This is a genomic window from Mesorhizobium sp. WSM3868, assembly GCF_002294785.1.
Classification (GTDB): Bacteria; Pseudomonadota; Alphaproteobacteria; order Rhizobiales; family Rhizobiaceae; genus Mesorhizobium.
Genome location: NZ_NSGB01000003.1, coordinates 346,000 through 363,122, shown reverse-complemented (window position 1 = coordinate 363,122; position 17,123 = coordinate 346,000). Strand labels below are relative to the sequence as shown.

The following is a 17,123-nucleotide window of genomic DNA, read 5'->3' as shown; positions in this document are numbered from 1 at the left end:
CTTGGGATGCCGACACGATGCTGACGGCACCAACCAGGGAGAGTTTATCATGTCCATCTTGTCATCCATCAGCCGCATCGCCAGCCAATATGCGGCGGCGCGCGCCCGCTACCGCAGCGAGCGCATTCTGCTTTCGCTGCCGGCCGACCTGCGCAAGGACATCGGTTTTCCGGAAATTCTCGACACGCGAAACGGCCGCTGCACAGCCACCTTCTCGACCGACGTCATTTGAAAGTGACCAACGGGTTCATGCGACGGTCATCGGCTTCACCGGCTGCGCGGCCGGTCCGGGCCCGGCCCCGCTAAAAAAATTCCGCTGCCCGTGTAGGATTGCTGTCGCCTCGTCCGTCTTTTGATCGCAACGCCCAATCAACCCGTGAAGAGGAACACGTGAAATGACCGACCAGAACCCGCCCCGCGCCAAAGTTCTTGGCGGATTGACCCCCTATCTGCAGGTCGACGGCGCCATCAAGGCGGCCGAGTTCTACAAGAAGGCTTTCGGGGCCGAGGAAGTCTTTGCCTATCCGCCGGACGACAAGGGCCGCACCATGCATATCCATCTCTATGTCAACGGCTCGACGCTCATGCTGGGCGACGCCTATCCCGAGCACGGCCATCCGCATCAGGCGGCGCAGGGTTATACGCTCCAGCTCCATCTCGGTAGTGACGACGTCGATGCCTGGTGGAAGCGCGCGGTAGACGCCGGCTGCGAAGTCGTCACGCCCCTCCAGGTAATGTTCTGGGGCGACCGCTGGGGCCAGGTGAAGGATCCCTTCGGCGTCGCCTGGGCGATGAACGCGCCGGTAAAATAGGTTTCCGAGCGAGCAAGCGTCGCCCGCCAATCCTAGGGCTGACGCGCTCACCCGCGCCGGGTCGTATCCCCGCCGGCCCGGCGCTCGTTTTCAGCGAAGGAGTTTACCCATGTCCTATATCGATGGTTTCGTGCTTGCCGTGCCGAAGGCAAATCTCGATGACTACAAGAAAATGGCTGCGAATGCCGGCGCCGTCTGGAAGGAGCACGGCGCGCTCGCCTATGTCGAATGCATCGGCGACGACGTGCCCTATGGCGAACTGACCTCGTTCCCGCGCGCCGTGCAAGCGAAGGATGACGAAGTCGTCATCTTTGCCTGGGTCGTTTACGAATCCAGGCAGAGCCGCGACGCGGTCATGGCGAAAGTGATGGCCGACGAACGTCTCAAGATGGACTGGTCAACAATGCCCTTCGACGGCAAGCGCATGATCTTCGGCGGCTTCCAGCCATTTATCGAGGTTTGAGCACAGCCGATTCGGTCCTCATCCAGGGCGGAGCAGGAGCGGAGCTCCTGCTTCCCCCTGGAATGACGAGGTTGCGAGGCAGCGGCTAATCTCACAGGCCTGCGATGGCTGAGAGCAAGCGGGCCTACCAGTCCAACCCGGCCCTATCCGTTCTGGAGCTTGACGAGCAGCGGCTTCAGCCGCTCCCCATAACGCTTCCACAGGTCGACCGAGCCCTGATACATCGGCTGGCGCACCTGCGCGGCCGACGCCGTGCGCACCGGCCGGTCGGTCTCGTGGAACGCCAGCACCTTGTCGTCCCAAGGCAGGCCGAGATGCGCCATCAGCGCCCGCGTCTGGCCTTCCTGATCGGCGACGAAATCCTCGTAGCGGACGTCGTGGACGACGCCGGGCAGAACTTTGTGCCAATGCGCCATGATATCGGTGTAGAGGTTATGGAAATCGGCGAGCTCGCCGAGATCGTAGCCGTAACGATGGCTGTCGCCGCGGAAATGCACTTTGAAGATCGACAGGCACGTGGCCGCGGCGTCGCGCGCGCAATGCACGATCTTCGCCTTCGGCAGCATCATGTGCAGGAAGCCGACCAGCAGGAAGTTGCCCGGCATCTTGTCGGTGACATGGCGGAAGCCCGGATACCGGGCATGCAGCATGTCGATATAGGCCTGCCCGGCCTCGGCAAAGGCCTTGTCCGGCATGTCGGCTATCCCTGAGGGAAAACCGCCCGGCATGCTCATCGGAAACTGCTTGCCGACGACCGACTTCAGGATGCTGAGCTCGCCCGCGCCAAAGACCTGCGGATGGCTGGCGATGATCTGCTCGACCAGCGTCGTGCCGGAACGCGGCATGCCGACGACGAAGATCGGCGTGTCGTCGGAAATGTCGCTCGGCCTGTGCTTTTCGAAGAAGGCCTTGTCGAAGGCCGACTTCATCGCTTCGAACTCGTCGCGCGTTCTCACCGGGTCGTAATCGATGCCCTTCCGGCGGATCGCATTGCCCTCGGCGAAATAGTCGAAGGCGCGGCCATAATCCTTCAGATCGTCATTGGCCTTGCCGAGGCCGAAGGAAAGCTGCATGCGCGCAAGGCTGTCCTGCGGCGCCTTGGCGTGCTCGGCCTCCATGCCGGCAAGCTCGGCGTCGCGCTCGGTCTGGCGCTTGACCTGGGTCAGCAGAAGCCAGGCTTTCGCCATCGCCGGAGCGATCGCCACCGCCTGGCGGGCAAGATCGGCGGCCTCGGCGAGCTTGCCCTTCTCCATCAGGGCGACGCCCAGCCCGTAGAGCAGCTCGGCATCCTTGGGCCGGATCGACAGCGACTCGCGGAAGAGCGCAATCGCCTCATCGAGCCGCCCGGCTTCCTGCAGCGTTTCGGCAAGGCCGATGCGGGCGCGGACATGGAACGGGTTGCGGCCGATCGTGCCGCGGTAGATCTCCTCAGCGCCCTCGAGCTGGCCGAGCTGCTTCAGCGACGAGCCGAGATTGTCGCGCGCCGCGAGTTGGTCCGGGCGGATGTCCACCGCGCCGCGGAAGAAATCGACGGCGGCGGCAACGCGGCCGAGGTCGCGCATCACCGTGCCCATGTTGTTGAGGAAATCGGCATTTTGGGGCTGCAGCGTGACCGACTGCTCGATGAGGTCCAGCCCTTCCTCGCTGCGACCGGTCTGGTGCAGGAGGAGCCCGAGGAAATGCAGCGCGGCGGCATGATTAGGCTGCTGCCCCAGCACCTGCCGGTAAAGCGACTCCGCCTCCTGCCGCCGTCCTGCCTGGTGCAGCTGCAGCGCCCGCTGCACATAGGCATCGAGGGGGCTCGCCGATCCTGGCTTGCCGCCCGCGTTTGCCGCTCTTCTCTGATCTCTGTTAATGGGAAACCTGCCGTGTTTGTCCGTCCGCCGGACCTAAGCCAAGCGGGCGGCAGATGCAAGTCTGCGGGCAGCGCTCCGAGGACTTGCCCCCAATGCCGCTAGCAAGGCCCGTCGCCGATGATGCGATAGTCCGCCGCGCGGGCCTCGCACGCATTCGGGAAAGTGCGCACCTCGCCGTAGCGTCTGGCGCAGACCGGCGCGTATTCGCGGGTGCAGAAGGTTTGCTCGCCGCCACCGCCGCCATCCCGGCAAGGCCCGTCACGCACGATACGATACCCTGCCCTCTCCGCCAGGCAGGCATTGGCGAAGGTCTGGCGGTCGCCGCCGCGTCTTGCGCACACCGGTTCGTATTGCATCGTGCAGAGCTGCGGATGCGGTCTCGGCGGACGCGGACGCGGTCCTTCGTCGACGACCACGGTACAGGCCGCCAGCAATGCCGACAGTAGCAGGGCGACAAGGCCCTGCCGCGAAACGATTGCCGCAAGAAATCGCATAGGTCCCTCTCCTATCTGGCTCAGGCGCGATCGCGCCAGCTCGCGCAATTCCTCGCCATTTTGGGATCGAACGCAACCCCGGCTTGTGCATTGCCCGGGGCGAAATTCATCGCCGGTCGGCTTCTCGCATTGGCCCATGCCCGGCTTTTCACTGGCCGATGACCGGTCATGGCGCCGGGTCTATCGATGGCCTCGCGTTGGGCGCGCCGAGGGCCGCCCGCGGTGCTGTCTTGCAACCATCACATTTCCGTGTAATAAATTTGGTGTTCGGGCATTTGCGACCCGGAGAGCGGCACGTTTTGGACGACCTTTCCCCGATAGTGTGAATCTCTGACGGCCCCGTTTTTCGGCGGGGGCTTTGACCATGCGCGAATGCATGACTGCCGAAGCAACACCGGGATCAGCCCAAGGAAGCGGGCGAGCCCACGAGACTGATACGGGTGAAGGAGTTTCCCCCATGGCCCAGACCGGCACCGTAAAGTTCTTCAACGCCACCAAAGGCTTCGGCTTCATCACGCCTGACGGCGGCGCCAAGGACGTGTTCGTCCACATCTCCGCGATCGAGGCCTCCGGCCTGCGTACGCTCGTCGACGGCCAGAAGGTCACCTTCGACGTCGAGCCTGACCGCATGGGCAAGGGTCCGAAGGCGGTCAACCTCCGCGCCGCCTGAGCGGGCGACGCTGCCTGTCCTTCCGCTGATGAACGGCGCGGCAGGATCATGAATCGGCTTCGCAGGAAGCTTGAGTTTTCGAGGGCGCGACGGTTCCGTCGCGCCCTTTTTTGTCCGGCAAATAGTTGTATTGGCAGGCGAAAACTTTCTCTTGCCGATAGCGCTAAAATAAAGGACAAATTTCCTCTCGGGCAATTTGCCGGCCCGAGACTGACTTGATGGGATCAAAGGAGCTTCCCATGCCGCAGACCGGCACCGTCAAATTCTTCAACCATGCCAAGGGCTTCGGCTTCATCACGCCCGACGATGGCGCGAAGGACGTCTTCGTCCATATTTCGGCCGTGCAGGCGTCGGGCCTTCCCGGTCTTGAGGATGGGCAGAAAGTGACATTCGACACCGAGCCCGACAAGCGAGGCAAGGGTCCGAAGGCCGTCAATCTGTCTATCGGCTAGCCGGCTCAAGACAGATCCGACGGAGACTGAGCAGGCGGGGCGCTCCCGCAGAGCTCGGAATTTTGTCGAGCCGCGAAATCGTTCGCGCAGTGCCGTTCAGCCTCCGTTCAGCCACGGTCTTCTATTAACCCCTGCTAAAGCCGACCCGCATCCCCTGAAATACGCGGGCCGGCGCGAAGGAGACCGAAAATGAACCGAATTCTCAAGACCGCCATTGTGACCGCCGGCGTCGCCGCGACCACTTTGGCCACCTTCTCGGCGGCAAATGCTGATGATTGGCGCTGGCGTCGTCATCATCACAATGGCGGCGACGCCCTTGCCGCGGGCGTTGTCGGCCTGGCGGCGGGCGCCCTGATCGGTAGTGCTCTCAGCAACCCTGGGCCGAGATACTACGATCCCGCCTATGATGACGGCTATTATGTCGACCGCCCCGTTCGCCGCTACTATGTACAGCCGCGCGTCGTCTATGCCGACCGCTATGCCGAGCCGTGGACCCGCGAATGGTACGAGTATTGCTCCGACCGGTACCGCACCTTCAACTCGCGTACCGGCACATTCACGGGCAACGATGGCGAACAGCATTTCTGTGTTGCCAACTAAGACTTACGGTTTCCAGTCCAGGCAAAAGCGCCGCCCTCCAGCGGCGCTTTTTCTTTGCGCAGAGGATCAGGTCAGGAAGGGATTCGTCCGGCGCTCCTCGCCGAAGCGGCCGCCCGGACCGTGACCGCAGATGAAGCCGATATCGTCGCCGAGCGGCAGCAGCTTGTCTTTGATCGAGGCGATCAGCGCGGCGTGATCGCCGCCCGGCAGATCGGTGCGGCCTATCGAGCCGCGAAACAGCACGTCGCCGACATGGGCGAATTTGGCCGCGCGGTCGTAGTAGACGACATGGCCCGGCGCGTGCCCCGGACAATGCAGCACCTCGAACACATGCTCTCCGAACGAGACCGTGTCGCCTTCGCTGAGAAAACTGTCCGGAATGCAATTGCGCACCGGATCGGTAAGGCCGAAGCGCTTGGCCTGGGTCTCGAGATTGGCAAGCAGCGGCCGATCGGCCTCGTGCGGGCCGATGATGTCGATGCCGAGTGCATCCTTCAAATCCATCGCGCCGCCGGCATGATCGATATGGCCGTGAGTGATCCAGATCGCCTTCGCCCTGATCGCGTTGTCCTTGAGTACCGCCAATATCTTGTCGACGTCGCCGCCGGGATCGATGACGACACCTTGTTTGTCGTCCATGTCGAAGAGAATGGTGCAATTCTGCTGGAAGGGCGTGACCGGCACGATGCCGGCATTGAGCTGACCCATGGCTTTCCTTTCGAGGCGTTGCCCTGATGTAGAGAGCACAGCCGACTGCGTCCACCGGTGATCCCTCCAAAAGAAATGGGCGGCCATAGCCGTCCATGGGAACCCTGAAATTCTGCCAAGCCTATTCTTCATCACGGTCATGACCGCGCGCATGATGTCGGTGAGGATGGCGCCGGCGCCGACGATGATGCTTTGTATTGTCCATCGCCCTGCCAGTCCCACCGGCTGCTCCGCTGCCGTCGCCGGATCGCCCGCACTCATGAGACGCCGAATTGCTGCGCAGGCGCCTAAATAAAAGGGGCGGCTTGAAACCGCCCCGTTGCACAAAAAGGCTGTGACTATCCCTATTCTGCGGCGATGGCGTGCTTTGGCTGCACCGCGGCAGAATAGTCGTTCATCAACGTCTTAGCGATCTCGCCAACCTCGAATCGGTACGGGCCGATTTCCGAGACCGGCGTGACTTCAGCAGCCGTGCCGGTAAGGAAGCACTGCTCACAGCCATCGAGCTCTTCCGGCATGATGGCGCGCTCGATCACCTCGATGCCGCGGTCCTTGGCCAGGCCGATAACGGTGCGGCGGGTGATGCCGTCGAGGAAGCAGTCGGGCGTCGGCGTGTGGATCTTGCCGTCCTTGACGAAGAAGATGTTGGCGCCGGTGGCTTCCGCCACCTGGCCGCGCCAGTCGAGCATCATGGCGTCGGCGTAGCCCTTGGCCTCGGCGGCGTGCTTGGAGAGCGTGCAGATCATGTAGAGGCCGGCGGCCTTGGACTTGGATGGCGCGGTGCGCGGGTCGGGCCGGCGCCATTCGGCGACGTCGAGGCGGATGCCCTTCAGCTTCTGCGCCGGGTCGAAATAGCTCGGCCACTGCCAGATGGCGATGGCGCAGTTGATGCGGTTGTTCTGCGCCGAAACACCCATCTGCTCGCTGCCGCGCCAGGCGATCGGACGCACATAGGCGTCCTTGAAACCCTGCTTCTTCAGAAGCGTGCGGCAAGCCTCGTCGATCTCGCCGACCGAGTAGGGAATCTTGAAGCCGAGCAGGCGCGCCGATTCATGCAGGCGCTCATTGTGCTCGGTGAGCTTGAATATCTGGCCGCCATAGGCGCGCTCGCCCTCGAAGACCGCGCTGGCATAGTGCAGGCCATGGGTCAGCACGTGGATCTTGGCCTCGCCCCATTTGACGAACTCCCCGTTCATCCAGATGAAGCCGTCCAGTTGATCGAAGGGAACGGATGCCATGGAAACCTCCCGCGGGCGGGCGCCCGCCAATCGTTGTGTCATACGGCCTTTCGTATCGGCCCCGCCACTGGGTCCGAAACCGCCGGCCTGTGTCTGGAAGCGTAGGCGGATATTCAATCCCTGGCAAACTTAGGAAGTTCCGGAAAAACGGCTTCCGCTTGCCTTTTCGTTCGCAATCCGCCGAAAAGCTTGTCAAAAATTATCATTTGCGGGAAATTACGTCAACAGTACTGACGTAATTCCCGCTTGGCATGGAGAGATGATGACGGAACGAAGCCCCGCAGCCGGAAAACCGATCAGGACGGCGATCACCGACGAGGACGGCATCGACTTTGCCATCATCGAGCTGTTTTTCTTCGCCTATCGCGACTTCACCTCCGATCCCGACCAGATCCTTGCCGATTACGGCTTCGGCCGTGCCCATCACCGCGTCCTGCATTTCGTCAACCGCAGGCCCGGACTGACGGTAGCCGAGCTGCTCGACGTACTGAAGATCACCAAGCAGAGCCTGGCGCGGGTGTTGAAGCAGCTGATCGACACGGACCATATTGTCCAGGTGCAAGGATTGCGCGACCGCCGGCAGCGCGAGCTCTATCCGACTGCCAAGGGCCGCGCGCTGGCACTGGCGCTGGCACGGCCACAGTCGCGCCGCATCCGTGCTGCATTGGAAGATTCCGGGACCGCCGAACGCGCCTCGATCGAGAGATTCCTCGAGGCGATGGTCAATCCGGAACTTAGAGCGCAGATCGACATTGTGCCTGCGCAAACATCGGGGAAGAAAAATGGAGACCACTGAGAAGGTTGATCATCCGGCAGCGCCCGGCGATGATGCGCCGCATCTGCTGGTGGTCGACGACGACACCCGCATCCGCAATCTGCTCAAGCAATATTTGTCCGAGAACGGTTTTCGGGTCACCGTCGCCGGCAACTCCGGCGAGGCCCGGCGCAAGCTCGCGGGGCTGGACTTCGACCTGCTCGTGCTTGACGTCATGATGCCCGGCGAAACCGGCGTCGACCTCACCAAGGCGCTGCGGGCCGAGAAGAACGTGCCGATCCTGATGCTGACGGCGCTGTCGGAAACCGACAGCCGTATCACCGGGCTCGAGGCCGGCGCCGACGACTATCTGCCGAAGCCCTTCGATCCGCGCGAGCTCATCCTGCGCATCAACAACATCCTGCGCCGCGGCGGCCCGGCGGCGACGCCGAAAGTCGAGCAGCTCGTTTTCGGCCCCTACACGTTCCAGATCGCCAAGCGCGAACTGAAGCGTGGCGGCGAGGCGCTGAAGCTGACCGACCGCGAGCAGGAAATCCTGGCGATCTTCGCCGCCCGGGCGGGCGAAACCATACCGCGGCACGAGCTCGTCGGCGACGAATCGGATGTCGGCGAGCGGACCATCGACGTCCAGATCAACCGGCTGCGCCGCAAGATCGAGCGCGATCCGTCCAATCCGGTGTGGCTGCAGACCGTGCGCGGTATTGGGTATCGGCTCAGCGTGGAATAACATGCTCGCAGACGGCCTTGGCTGAATGGCCGTCTACGAGCGGAAGGGCGAATGGCGACCACGCAACTGGAAAAGCCCAAGACCGGGAGCCCCGGCGATCTCGCTTTGCGGACGCTGAGGGCGATGCCGCGCGCCTGGAACCGGTTCTGGCGCCTGGTCGCGCTCTACATGCCGAAGCGGCTTTATGCCCGCTCCCTGATCATCGTCATCGCGCCGATGATCCTTTTGCAGTCGGTCGTCGCCTTCGTCTTCATGGAGCGCCACTGGCAGACTGTTACCCAACGCCTGTCGCAGGCGACGATCGCAGACATCGCCGCCATCATCGACATGATGGAGACCTACCCCCACGACGCCGATTACGCCAACATCATCCGCATCGCCCAAGACCGCATGCAGCTGAAAGTGGATCTGCTGCCGCCCGATCCGCTGCCGGCCCCCGGGCCGAAGCCGTTCTTCTCAATCCTCGACACGGCCCTGTCATCGGAGATTACCCGACAGATCAACCGTCCCTTCTGGATCGACACGGTCGGCAACTCCAATGTCGTCGAGGTCCGCGTCCAGCTCGAAGGCAAGGTGCTGCGCGTCTTCGTGCGTCGCAGCCAGGCTTATGCCTCAAACACCCATATCTTCCTGATCTGGATGGTCGGCACCTCGCTGGTGCTCTTGATGATCGCCATCCCCTTCCTGCGCAATCAAATAAGGCCGATCTTGACCTTGGCCGAAGCCGCCGAGAGCTTCGGCAAGGGCCGGCCGATGCCGCGCGATTTCCGTCCGCGCGGCGCGGAGGAAGTGCGCCGCGCCGGCTTCGCCTTCATCCAGATGCGCGAGCGCATCGAGCGCCAGATCGAGCAGCGCACCGCCATGCTGACCGGCGTCAGCCATGATCTCAGGACCATTCTAACCCGCTTCAAGCTGCAGTTGGCCCTGGCCGGCGGCAAGGCCGAGACCAAGGCCGCGCTGAACCAGGACATCGACGACATGCAGTCGATGCTGGAGGGCTATCTTTCTTTTGCCCGCGGCGAGGCGGCGGAAGACACCGGCCGCTTCGATCTCGATGCCTATTTCCAGAAGCTTGGCGAGGAAGCGCAACTTCGCAAATGCAAGCTGTCGACGACACTGACCGGCGATCCGACCGTGCATGTGCGGCCGAACGCCTTTGCCAGGCTGATGTCCAATGTCATCGGCAATGCCTTCCGATATGCCAAGACGGTCGAGGTGCATGCCAATCATGGCCGCGGCTCGCTGACCGTCACCATCGACGATGACGGTCCCGGCATCGCGCCGGACAAGCGCGAGGAAGTGTTCAAGCCATTCCTGCGGCTCGACGAAGCGCGCAATCTCGATGCCAGCGGCACCGGCCTTGGTCTGTCGATCGCCCGCGACATCGCCCGAACCCATGGCGGCGACATCATGCTTGAAGACAGCCCGCTGGGCGGTCTGCGAGCCGTGATCAAGGTGCCGGCTTAGTCGGACAAAGACGGCCTTCATCCCCCCGTCATGAAATCATGGTCAAGAGCGCGCATGAAGCGCGCGACCTTTATCGATTCGGTTATGCCGCCCCGCTTCGATCCCGCACCCGCCCGGGTGCGCTGGAGCGAAGCGCGAGCTGCAGCCTGGCTGCCGTTCCGCCATCGTGCCGGCGCGCCCAAGAATCTGTGCGAAGGGTCGTCATGCGAATCCTGATGGTCACCGACGCATGGCGACCGCAAGTCAACGGCGTGGTTCACACGCTGGAGCGGCTTACCGAAACGCTGAAATCCTTCGACGTCCAGGTCGATTTTCTGACGCCGAACATCTTCCGCACCTTGCCGCTGCCGACCTACCCGGACATTCGGCTCGCCTTGACAACCCCCAGTCATGTCGCGCGGCTGATCGCAGCGGGAAAGGCCGACCACATCCACATTGTCACCGAAGGGCCGCTCGGCATCATGGCGCGCCGCTACTGCCGCAAGGCGGGCCGTCCCTTTACCACCAGCTACCACACGCGTTTTCCCGAATATCTCAGCGCCCGCCTGCCGGTGCCGGAGAGGTGGGCCTATAACTGGCTGCGCGACTTCCACAATTCCGGACAGGGCACGCTGGTCGCCACGCAATCGCTGGCGGACGACCTTGCCTCGCGCGGATTCGATAAGCTGAGGCCCTGGACTCGCGGCGTCGACACCGATCATTTCCGCCCGGACAAACGCAAGGAAACCAGCTTTCCCCGCCCCATCTTCCTCTGCGTCGGCCGTGTCGCGATCGAAAAGAACCTGACCGCCTTCCTAGATCTCGATCTCCCCGGCAGCAAGGTGGTGGTCGGCGAAGGGCCGGAACTGGCAAAGCTCAGCGCCCGCTATCCGAACGCGCATTTCCTCGGTCATCGCCCGAACGACGAACTGGCGGAAATCTACGCTTCGGCTGACGTCTTCGTCTTTCCGAGCCGCACCGACACCTTCGGCAACGTCATCATCGAGGCTCTGGCCAGCGGCACGCCGGTAGCCGCCTATCCGGTGACCGGACCGATCGACATCGTCGGCGACGGCGTCGGTGGGGCCGTGTCCAGGGATTTGCGCGAGGCGGCGCTCAAGGCGCTTCACATTGACCGCGCGGAGGCGCGCCAGCGCGCCCTGCGCTACAGTTGGAAGGCATGCGCCGAGATGTTCCTGGACGTGGTCGAAGAGGCGCTGGGAATGCCGCGCAAGCGCACCGATCGGGATGCGGTGACGTCAAGCCGGCCCAGGCTAGTTCTAGAATAGACGCCCGCCGTCCGGCACTTTGCGCTCGATGGCGCCGAGCACGACGGCGCCCTCCTCGTCCGGAAAGCCAAGCGTCAGCACTTCCGACATGAACGGGCCGATCTGGCGCGGCGGGAAATTGACCACCGCGAAGACCTGCCGGCCGATCAGCGTCTCCGGCGCATAATATTTGGTGATCTGCGCCGACGACTTCTTCACCCCGATCGCCGGGCCGAAATCGATCTTCAGCTTGAATGCCGGCTTGCGCGCCTCCGGAAAGGGCTCAGCCTCGACGATCGTGCCGGCACGGATGTCGACACGATCGAAATCGGCAAAGCTGATCTCCGGCTTGCGCTCGCTGCTGGAACTCATCGGCGGTATTGGCTTCGCTCAGGCGCTTCCATGGGTTTCAAAGAGCACGCTCGACAGCGCGTCCTTGGCCGACGTACCCGACCAGACGACGAATTGGAAGGCCTGGAAATAGCATTCGCAGGCCTCTAACGCCGAAGACAGAAGCACCTCGACCTGCTGGCTCGACGGCTCGACCCCGCCGGCGAGCAGCAGCGATTGCCGGAACATGATCGCGCCCTCCTGCTCCCACAGGTCGAAATGGCCAAACAGCATCTGTTCGTTGATCAGCGAAAGCAGCCGCATCACTTCCAGCGCGCGCGTTTCCGGCACCTTGATGTCGAACGCGCAGGCCAGATGCAGCGCCTCGAAATCCTCCATCCAGGAGAAGGAGACATGATAGTCGGTCCAGCTGCCTGTCACCGAAATCGAGATCTCGTCGTCGCCGGCGCGTTCGAAGGACCAGTCATTGTTGTGGGCCACCTGCTCGATGACGTCCACCGGGTGGATTTCGCGGGAGAATTCGAGTTCGAGGAGTTCCATGAATGCTTCCTGTCGTTCTGAGAGCGCCGCCACACGCTCCGCGAGAGAGGGCACGCACAACGAACAATCTTGTCTAGAACTCGGACGGCCAGGACTTTCCAAACGCAAAGACCCCAACCGGACCCCACCGCCCGGCGCATGACCCTGCTTCGAATCATGCAACAAATTCAGTCTATTGATCGGGAGTCGCGTGAACAGCCCAATTTTTCGCACTGCGTCATTCGCATGTGGAAAGGCGCTGTCAAAAAGATTCATGCAATGCCGGTAAGCGATTCACGGCAAAGCGATTTTTCGGATCGTGCTTTGTGGAAAAGTTTACGATTATTTTTTTGATCTGGGCTTCGCCGCAGCCGCAGGTGCGGCCTGCCCGGTCAATTCGGCGAGCTTGGCCTCGAGCGCTTCGATGCGCACCGCAAGCTGGATGTTATCTTCTCTTGCCTTGACGGCCATCTCGCGCGCGGCCTCGAACTCCTCGCGTTTCACCACATCCATGGAGTTGAGCAGGCGCTCGGCCTGGCTGCGGAAGGCCGTCTCCATCTCGCGCCTGACGCCTTGGGCTGCCCCCGCGGCATCGGTCATCAGCTTGGCGAATTCGTCGAGAATGCGGTTCGTTCCGGTCGACATGGCAAATCCTCGCTTGATTATTTTGACGTAGTGGCGCGCGGCACGGATTGCAAGCGAAGCGTGCCTTGACCCCGCCAAAACCCTGCCGCATGGTCCGCGCCCGATAGACGACCGCAACCGGAGCGACCCAGTTTGAGCGAATATTTCCTGCTGCCGCTGGCCTCCCTGCCCTTCCCCAATATCGACCCGGTCATCGTCCATATCGGGCCGCTGGCGGTGCATTGGTACGGCGTCGGCTACATCGTCGGCATTCTGTTCGCCTGGTGGTACGCCAAGCGCCTGGCCAGCAATGCCAGCCTTTGGCCGGACGGCAAGCTGCCGATGAAGCCCGAGGATCTTGACGATTTCATCGTCTGGGCGGCGATCGGCGTGGTGCTCGGCGGGCGGACCGGCTATGTCCTCTTCTACGACCTTCCACGCTATATCGCGCATCCGCTCGACATCTTGGCGGTCTGGCAGGGCGGCATGTCGTTCCATGGCGGACTGCTCGGCGTCATCCTCGCCATGACCCTCTTTTCGCTCAAGCGCGGCATTCATACCTGGACGCTGTTTGACGTCGTCTCGGCCGGCGTGCCGGTCGGCCTTGGGCTGGTGCGTGTGGCCAATTTCATCAATTCGGAGCTGTGGGGCCGTCCGTCGGACGTGCCCTGGGCGATCGAATTCCCCAATGGCGGCCCATTCACCCGGCATCCCAGCCAGCTCTACGAGGCGCTGCTGGAAGGTCTTGTGCTCTTCCTGGTGCTGCGCTTTCTCACCCACTCGCGGCTGAAGCTGAAGACACCGCGCTTCGTCGGCGGCGCCTTCATCTGCGGCTACGGCCTGTCTCGCATCTTCGTCGAGTTCTTCCGCGAGCCTGACCAGCAGCTCGGTTATCTGCTCGGCACCAACTGGCTGACCATGGGCATGGTCCTGTCCTCGCCGATGGTGCTTGCCGGCATCTGGGCCATGGCCACCGCAAAGCCGACGACGCAGACGCAGCCGGCATGACCAGGCTGAAGGAGCGCATCGTCGGCCTGATCGGCGCGGTGGGGCCGATCCCAATCAGCGAATACATGGCGCTCTGCCTGTTCGACCCTGAGGACGGCTATTATACGACGCGCGAGCCCTTCGGCGCCGCCGGTGACTTCGTCACCGCGCCGGAGATCAGCCAGATGTTCGGCGAGCTTGTCGCCGTCTGGCTCTACCAGGCCTGGCAAGGCGCCGGGCGTCCGCTGCCAGCCACCTTCGCCGAAATCGGCCCCGGTCGCGGCACGCTGATGAAGGACATGCTGCGCACCTGGTCCCGCCTCGATCCGGCGCTTGCCGCCGAGGCTTCCTTCGCCATGATCGAGACCAGTCCGCGCTTGGCCGAAATCCAGAAAGAGACGCTTGCCGGCCAGAACTCGGCCCTGAGCTGGCACCAAACCATCGACACGCTGCCGCAGCAGCCGCTCTTCATCGTCGGCAACGAACTGTTCGACGCGGTGCCGATCCGCCAGTTCGTCTATGTCGGCGCCGGCTGGCGCGAGCGCGTGGTCGGGCTCGACGAGAAAGACAATCTTCATTTCTTCGCCGGCGCGGGTTCCGTCGACCCGACGCTGCTGCCGGCCGGCGCGGCCGATGCTCTGCAAGGCGCGATCGTCGAGGTGGCGCCGGCCCGCGCCGCGCTGATGGCAGCGATTGCCGAGCGTATCGCCGGCCATGGCGGCGCCGGGCTGTTCATCGACTACGGCCATCTTGAGCCGGGCTTCGGCGACACATTGCAGGCTGTGCGCAGGCACGATCACGAAGACGTGCTGGCCAATCCCGGCGGGGCCGATCTTACCGCTCATGTCGATTTCGCCGCGTTGGCCGCAGCCGTCCGGGAGCACAGCCTCCAGGCGGAACTGACCACGCAGAGCGAATTCCTGCTCGGCATGGGCTTGCTCGAGCGCGCCGGCGCGCTCGGCGCCCGGGCCGATGATGTCGCGCGTCAGGCGATTTCCGAGGCGGTCAAGCGCCTTGCCGGCCCCGATGCGATGGGCGAGCTGTTCAAGGTGATGAAGATCCTGCCAGCCGCGAAAACTGGCTGACATCGGCAGGCAACCCGTGCAAGCTGGCCCTGCCACTTGCCCGAGCCACATACCCCACCCGAACTCCACCTTGACGAAATCGCCCACGCGGACAACAAACCCTTCCATGCTGAATCAGACCAGACCCGATCCAGTACGCTCGCCGCTGCTTGCGAAGGCGCCAGGCATACGCCACGGCTATTTCACCCGCATCGGCGGCGTCTCCGGCGGCATCTATCAAGGCCTCAACATCGGCACGGGCTCCGGCGATGATCAGACGCTGGTTGCCGAGAACCGCCGCCGCGTTGCCTACTGGATGGGCGTGCCGGCGGATCATCTCCTCACCGCGCACCAGGTCCATTCTCCCGATGTCGTCATTGCCAAGGAGCCTTTTGCCGGCGCTCGCCCCAAGGCAGACGCCATCGTCACCGACCGGCCGGGCATCGCTGTCGGCGCCTCGACGGCCGATTGCGGACCGGTGCTGTTCGCCGACGCGGAGGCGCGCGTCATCGGCGCGGCCCATGCCGGCTGGAAAGGCGCCCTCAGCGGCGTGCTCGAAAACACCGTAGCCGCGATGGAAGGGCTCGGCGCCCGCCGCGATCGCATCGTCGCCGTGCTCGGCCCTTCCATCGGACCCGACAATTACGAGGTGGGACCGGAATTCGTCGCTCGCTTCATCGAGGCCGACGCCGGCAATCAACGCTACTTCAAGTCGTCGCAGAACCCTGGCCACTCGATGTTCAACCTCAACCAATATACGGTCGACCGGTTGCGCAAGGCTGGCGTGACCGCAGACGGGCTCGGCCGCTGCACTTACGCCGAAGAACACCTTTTCTATTCCTACCGCCGCACCACCCACCGCAAGGAAGCGGATTACGGGCGGCAGGTTTCGGCAATCGTTCTGGAGAAAGAGTAAATGGCGCTGCATTTCGAACGTTCGGAATTCGACGCGCGGCGCGACCGGCTGCTGATCGAGATGGCCGAGAAGAAGCTCGACGCCGTGCTTTTGTTCGCGCAGGAGAGCATGTACTGGCTGACCGGCTACGACACTTTCGGCTTCTGCTTCTTCCAGTGCCTGGTGGTAAAGGGCGACGGCTCGATGGTGCTGCTCACCCGCTCGGCCGATTTGAGGCAGGCGCGAAACACCTCGACCATCGAGAATATCGTATTGTGGACCGATCGTGATGGCGCCAATCCCGCGATCGACCTGCGCAACCTGCTCAACGATCTCGATCTGCTTGGCGCCCGCATCGGCGTGGAATACGATACGCACGGCCTCACGGCCTACAATGGCCGTCGCGTGGACGAGCAGTTGCAGACCTTCGGCCAGATCGCCGATGCTTCCGGGATCGTCGGCCGGCTGCGGCTCTTCAAGAGTCCGGCCGAGATCGCCAAGGCCGAAAAAGCCGCAAGCCTCGCCGACGATGCGCTCGATGCCGCGCTGCCGCTGATCAAGCAGGGTGGCGACGAGGCGCTGATCCTGGCCGCCATGCAAGGAGCAGTTTTTGCCGGCGGCGGCGACTATCCCGCCAACGAATTCATCATCGGGTCCGGCGCCGATGCCCTGCTCTGCCGCTATAAGGCCGGCCGCCGCAAGCTCACCAAGAACGACCAGCTGACGCTCGAATGGGCTGGCGTCTTCCATCACTATCACGCGGCGATGATGCGCACCGTTTTGACCGGGAAGGTCTCGAAGCGCCACCAGGAACTGTTCGATGCCGCCCGCGCGGCTCTGCTTGCCGTCGAGAAGGCGATGACGCCGGGCAATTCCTTCGGCGACGTCTTCGACGCGCATGCCCGCACGCTCGAGGCGCATAATCTGACCAAGCACCGGCTGAACGCCTGCGGCTATTCGCTCGGCGCCCGCTTCACGCCGTCCTGGATGGACATGCCGATGTTCTACCAGGGCAATCCGGAGCCGATCGCGCCCAGCATGACGCTGTTCGCGCATATGATCATCATGGATTCGGAAACCGATACGGCGATGACGCTCGGCCGCACCTATCTTACCACGGAATCGGCGCCGAAGCCGCTCTCGCGCCATGATCTCGACTTGATCGTGCAGTGAA

At 63.2% G+C, this 17,123-nt stretch carries 21 protein-coding genes; 14 read left to right on the top strand and 7 right to left on the bottom strand.

Going from position 1 to position 17,123, the window contains the following annotated elements:
* Positions 1 to 49 precede the first annotated feature (49 nt).
* The 3 genes from CK221_RS07940 to CK221_RS07930 all read left to right on the top strand — a co-directional run bounded on the left by CK221_RS07940 (position 50) and on the right by CK221_RS07930 (position 1,275).
* Positions 50 to 232: a hypothetical protein gene (locus CK221_RS07940; RefSeq protein WP_066994426.1), complete on the top strand. Its 183-nt coding sequence runs from the start codon at positions 50 to 52 to the stop codon at positions 230 to 232.
* Positions 233 to 395: 163 nt separating this feature from the next.
* Complete coding sequence (locus tag CK221_RS07935) at positions 396 to 812, top strand: glyoxalase/bleomycin resistance/extradiol dioxygenase family protein (protein WP_066994423.1); 417 nt, start codon at positions 396 to 398, stop codon at positions 810 to 812.
* Positions 813 to 921: 109 nt separating this feature from the next.
* The gene (locus CK221_RS07930; protein ID WP_095777316.1) at positions 922 to 1,275 is read left to right on the top strand and encodes a DUF1428 family protein; all 354 of its coding nucleotides are present in this window, start codon (positions 922 to 924) and stop codon (positions 1,273 to 1,275) included.
* A 143-nt stretch (positions 1,276 to 1,418) separates the two neighbouring features.
* Here CK221_RS07930 and CK221_RS07925 read toward each other — a convergent pair whose 3' ends face one another.
* Both CK221_RS07925 and CK221_RS07920 read right to left on the bottom strand, forming a co-directional pair.
* Complete coding sequence (locus tag CK221_RS07925) at positions 1,419 to 3,059, bottom strand: tetratricopeptide repeat-containing sulfotransferase family protein (protein WP_095777315.1); 1,641 nt, start codon at positions 3,057 to 3,059, stop codon at positions 1,419 to 1,421.
* Between the two features lie 170 nt (positions 3,060 to 3,229).
* Entirely contained in the window at positions 3,230 to 3,625 is a 396-nt protein-coding gene (locus tag CK221_RS07920; protein WP_066994414.1) for a Kazal-type serine protease inhibitor domain-containing protein, read from the bottom strand.
* A 457-nt stretch (positions 3,626 to 4,082) separates the two neighbouring features.
* Here CK221_RS07920 and CK221_RS07915 point away from each other — a divergent pair, with 457 nt between their 5' ends.
* The 3 genes from CK221_RS07915 to CK221_RS07905 all read left to right on the top strand — a co-directional run bounded on the left by CK221_RS07915 (position 4,083) and on the right by CK221_RS07905 (position 5,347).
* Complete coding sequence (locus CK221_RS07915) at positions 4,083 to 4,295, top strand: cold-shock protein (RefSeq protein ID WP_006202520.1); 213 nt, start codon at positions 4,083 to 4,085, stop codon at positions 4,293 to 4,295.
* 239 nt (positions 4,296 to 4,534) lie between these two features.
* Complete coding sequence (locus CK221_RS07910) at positions 4,535 to 4,747, top strand: cold-shock protein (protein WP_006202521.1); 213 nt, start codon at positions 4,535 to 4,537, stop codon at positions 4,745 to 4,747.
* A gap of 189 nt (positions 4,748 to 4,936) precedes the next feature.
* On the top strand, positions 4,937 to 5,347 hold the full coding sequence (locus CK221_RS07905) for a BA14K family protein (RefSeq protein ID WP_066994411.1): 411 nt from the start codon (positions 4,937 to 4,939) through the stop codon (positions 5,345 to 5,347).
* Positions 5,348 to 5,413: 66 nt separating this feature from the next.
* On the opposite strand, the gene CK221_RS07900 is transcribed toward CK221_RS07905, so the two are convergent.
* A complete protein-coding gene (locus CK221_RS07900; protein ID WP_095777314.1) occupies positions 5,414 to 6,055 on the bottom strand; it encodes an MBL fold metallo-hydrolase in 642 nt (213 codons plus the stop codon).
* A gap of 344 nt (positions 6,056 to 6,399) precedes the next feature.
* On the bottom strand, positions 6,400 to 7,293 hold the full coding sequence (locus CK221_RS07895) for a branched-chain amino acid aminotransferase (protein ID WP_095777313.1): 894 nt from the start codon (positions 7,291 to 7,293) through the stop codon (positions 6,400 to 6,402).
* A gap of 262 nt (positions 7,294 to 7,555) precedes the next feature.
* Here CK221_RS07895 and CK221_RS07890 point away from each other — a divergent pair, with 262 nt between their 5' ends.
* The 4 genes from CK221_RS07890 to CK221_RS07875 all read left to right on the top strand — a co-directional run bounded on the left by CK221_RS07890 (position 7,556) and on the right by CK221_RS07875 (position 11,530).
* Positions 7,556 to 8,089: a MarR family transcriptional regulator gene (locus tag CK221_RS07890; RefSeq protein ID WP_095777371.1), complete on the top strand. Its 534-nt coding sequence runs from the start codon at positions 7,556 to 7,558 to the stop codon at positions 8,087 to 8,089.
* Entirely contained in the window at positions 8,076 to 8,795 is a 720-nt protein-coding gene (locus CK221_RS07885) for a response regulator transcription factor (protein ID WP_059188911.1), read from the top strand. Before CK221_RS07890 ends, CK221_RS07885 begins: the two co-directional genes overlap by 14 nt.
* A 123-nt stretch (positions 8,796 to 8,918) precedes the next feature.
* Positions 8,919 to 10,262, top strand: coding sequence for an ATP-binding protein (locus CK221_RS07880; RefSeq protein WP_067327137.1), 1,344 nt, complete (start codon positions 8,919 to 8,921; stop codon positions 10,260 to 10,262).
* A gap of 203 nt (positions 10,263 to 10,465) precedes the next feature.
* On the top strand, positions 10,466 to 11,530 hold the full coding sequence (locus CK221_RS07875) for a glycosyltransferase family 1 protein (protein WP_095777311.1): 1,065 nt from the start codon (positions 10,466 to 10,468) through the stop codon (positions 11,528 to 11,530).
* Here the strand turns inward: CK221_RS07875 and CK221_RS07870 are convergent.
* The 3 genes from CK221_RS07870 to CK221_RS07860 all read right to left on the bottom strand — a co-directional run bounded on the left by CK221_RS07870 (position 11,522) and on the right by CK221_RS07860 (position 13,024).
* On the bottom strand, positions 11,522 to 11,881 hold the full coding sequence (locus CK221_RS07870) for a tRNA-binding protein (RefSeq protein WP_066994400.1): 360 nt from the start codon (positions 11,879 to 11,881) through the stop codon (positions 11,522 to 11,524). The genes CK221_RS07875 and CK221_RS07870 overlap by 9 nt on opposite strands.
* 18 nt (positions 11,882 to 11,899) lie before the next feature.
* Positions 11,900 to 12,400, bottom strand: coding sequence for a YbjN domain-containing protein (locus tag CK221_RS07865; protein ID WP_066994911.1), 501 nt, complete (start codon positions 12,398 to 12,400; stop codon positions 11,900 to 11,902).
* 321 nt (positions 12,401 to 12,721) lie between these two features.
* The gene (locus CK221_RS07860; RefSeq protein ID WP_095777310.1) at positions 12,722 to 13,024 is read right to left on the bottom strand and encodes an accessory factor UbiK family protein; all 303 of its coding nucleotides are present in this window, start codon (positions 13,022 to 13,024) and stop codon (positions 12,722 to 12,724) included.
* Between the two features lie 132 nt (positions 13,025 to 13,156).
* On the opposite strand from CK221_RS07860, the gene lgt reads away from it, so the two are divergent.
* The 4 genes from lgt to CK221_RS07840 all read left to right on the top strand — a co-directional run bounded on the left by lgt (position 13,157) and on the right by CK221_RS07840 (position 17,122).
* Positions 13,157 to 14,011, top strand: a complete 855-nt coding sequence (gene lgt / locus CK221_RS07855) for a prolipoprotein diacylglyceryl transferase (protein ID WP_095777309.1) — start codon at positions 13,157 to 13,159, stop codon at positions 14,009 to 14,011.
* Entirely contained in the window at positions 14,008 to 15,075 is a 1,068-nt protein-coding gene (locus tag CK221_RS07850; protein WP_095777308.1) for a class I SAM-dependent methyltransferase, read from the top strand. Before lgt ends, CK221_RS07850 begins: the two co-directional genes overlap by 4 nt.
* 106 nt (positions 15,076 to 15,181) lie before the next feature.
* Positions 15,182 to 15,970, top strand: a complete 789-nt coding sequence (pgeF, locus tag CK221_RS07845) for a peptidoglycan editing factor PgeF (RefSeq protein ID WP_095777307.1) — start codon at positions 15,182 to 15,184, stop codon at positions 15,968 to 15,970.
* Positions 15,971 to 17,122, top strand: a complete 1,152-nt coding sequence (locus tag CK221_RS07840) for a Xaa-Pro peptidase family protein (RefSeq protein ID WP_066994388.1) — start codon at positions 15,971 to 15,973, stop codon at positions 17,120 to 17,122.
* Position 17,123: the final 1 nt, after the last annotated feature.

What these genes read in the sequence shown, in the direction of transcription:
- CK221_RS07940 (WP_066994426.1), top strand. Translation starts at nt 50, where the DNA reads ATGTCCATCTTGTCATCCATCAGCCGCATCGCCAGCCAATATGCGGCG.
- CK221_RS07935 (WP_066994423.1), top strand. Translation starts at nt 396, where the DNA reads ATGACCGACCAGAACCCGCCCCGCGCCAAAGTTCTTGGCGGATTGACC.
- CK221_RS07930 (WP_095777316.1), top strand. Translation starts at nt 922, where the DNA reads ATGTCCTATATCGATGGTTTCGTGCTTGCCGTGCCGAAGGCAAATCTC.
- CK221_RS07920 (WP_066994414.1), bottom strand. Translation starts at nt 3,625, where the DNA reads ATGCGATTTCTTGCGGCAATCGTTTCGCGGCAGGGCCTTGTCGCCCTG.
- CK221_RS07915 (WP_006202520.1), top strand. Translation starts at nt 4,083, where the DNA reads ATGGCCCAGACCGGCACCGTAAAGTTCTTCAACGCCACCAAAGGCTTC.
- CK221_RS07910 (WP_006202521.1), top strand. Translation starts at nt 4,535, where the DNA reads ATGCCGCAGACCGGCACCGTCAAATTCTTCAACCATGCCAAGGGCTTC.
- CK221_RS07905 (WP_066994411.1), top strand. Translation starts at nt 4,937, where the DNA reads ATGAACCGAATTCTCAAGACCGCCATTGTGACCGCCGGCGTCGCCGCG.
- CK221_RS07900 (WP_095777314.1), bottom strand. Translation starts at nt 6,055, where the DNA reads ATGGGTCAGCTCAATGCCGGCATCGTGCCGGTCACGCCCTTCCAGCAG.
- CK221_RS07895 (WP_095777313.1), bottom strand. Translation starts at nt 7,293, where the DNA reads ATGGCATCCGTTCCCTTCGATCAACTGGACGGCTTCATCTGGATGAAC.
- CK221_RS07890 (WP_095777371.1), top strand. Translation starts at nt 7,556, where the DNA reads ATGACGGAACGAAGCCCCGCAGCCGGAAAACCGATCAGGACGGCGATC.
- CK221_RS07885 (WP_059188911.1), top strand. Translation starts at nt 8,076, where the DNA reads ATGGAGACCACTGAGAAGGTTGATCATCCGGCAGCGCCCGGCGATGAT.
- CK221_RS07880 (WP_067327137.1), top strand. Translation starts at nt 8,919, where the DNA reads ATGCCGCGCGCCTGGAACCGGTTCTGGCGCCTGGTCGCGCTCTACATG.
- CK221_RS07875 (WP_095777311.1), top strand. Translation starts at nt 10,466, where the DNA reads ATGCGAATCCTGATGGTCACCGACGCATGGCGACCGCAAGTCAACGGC.
- CK221_RS07870 (WP_066994400.1), bottom strand. Translation starts at nt 11,881, where the DNA reads ATGAGTTCCAGCAGCGAGCGCAAGCCGGAGATCAGCTTTGCCGATTTC.
- CK221_RS07865 (WP_066994911.1), bottom strand. Translation starts at nt 12,400, where the DNA reads ATGGAACTCCTCGAACTCGAATTCTCCCGCGAAATCCACCCGGTGGAC.
- CK221_RS07860 (WP_095777310.1), bottom strand. Translation starts at nt 13,024, where the DNA reads ATGTCGACCGGAACGAACCGCATTCTCGACGAATTCGCCAAGCTGATG.
- CK221_RS07850 (WP_095777308.1), top strand. Translation starts at nt 14,008, where the DNA reads ATGACCAGGCTGAAGGAGCGCATCGTCGGCCTGATCGGCGCGGTGGGG.
- pgeF (WP_095777307.1), top strand. Translation starts at nt 15,182, where the DNA reads ATGCTGAATCAGACCAGACCCGATCCAGTACGCTCGCCGCTGCTTGCG.
- CK221_RS07840 (WP_066994388.1), top strand. Translation starts at nt 15,971, where the DNA reads ATGGCGCTGCATTTCGAACGTTCGGAATTCGACGCGCGGCGCGACCGG.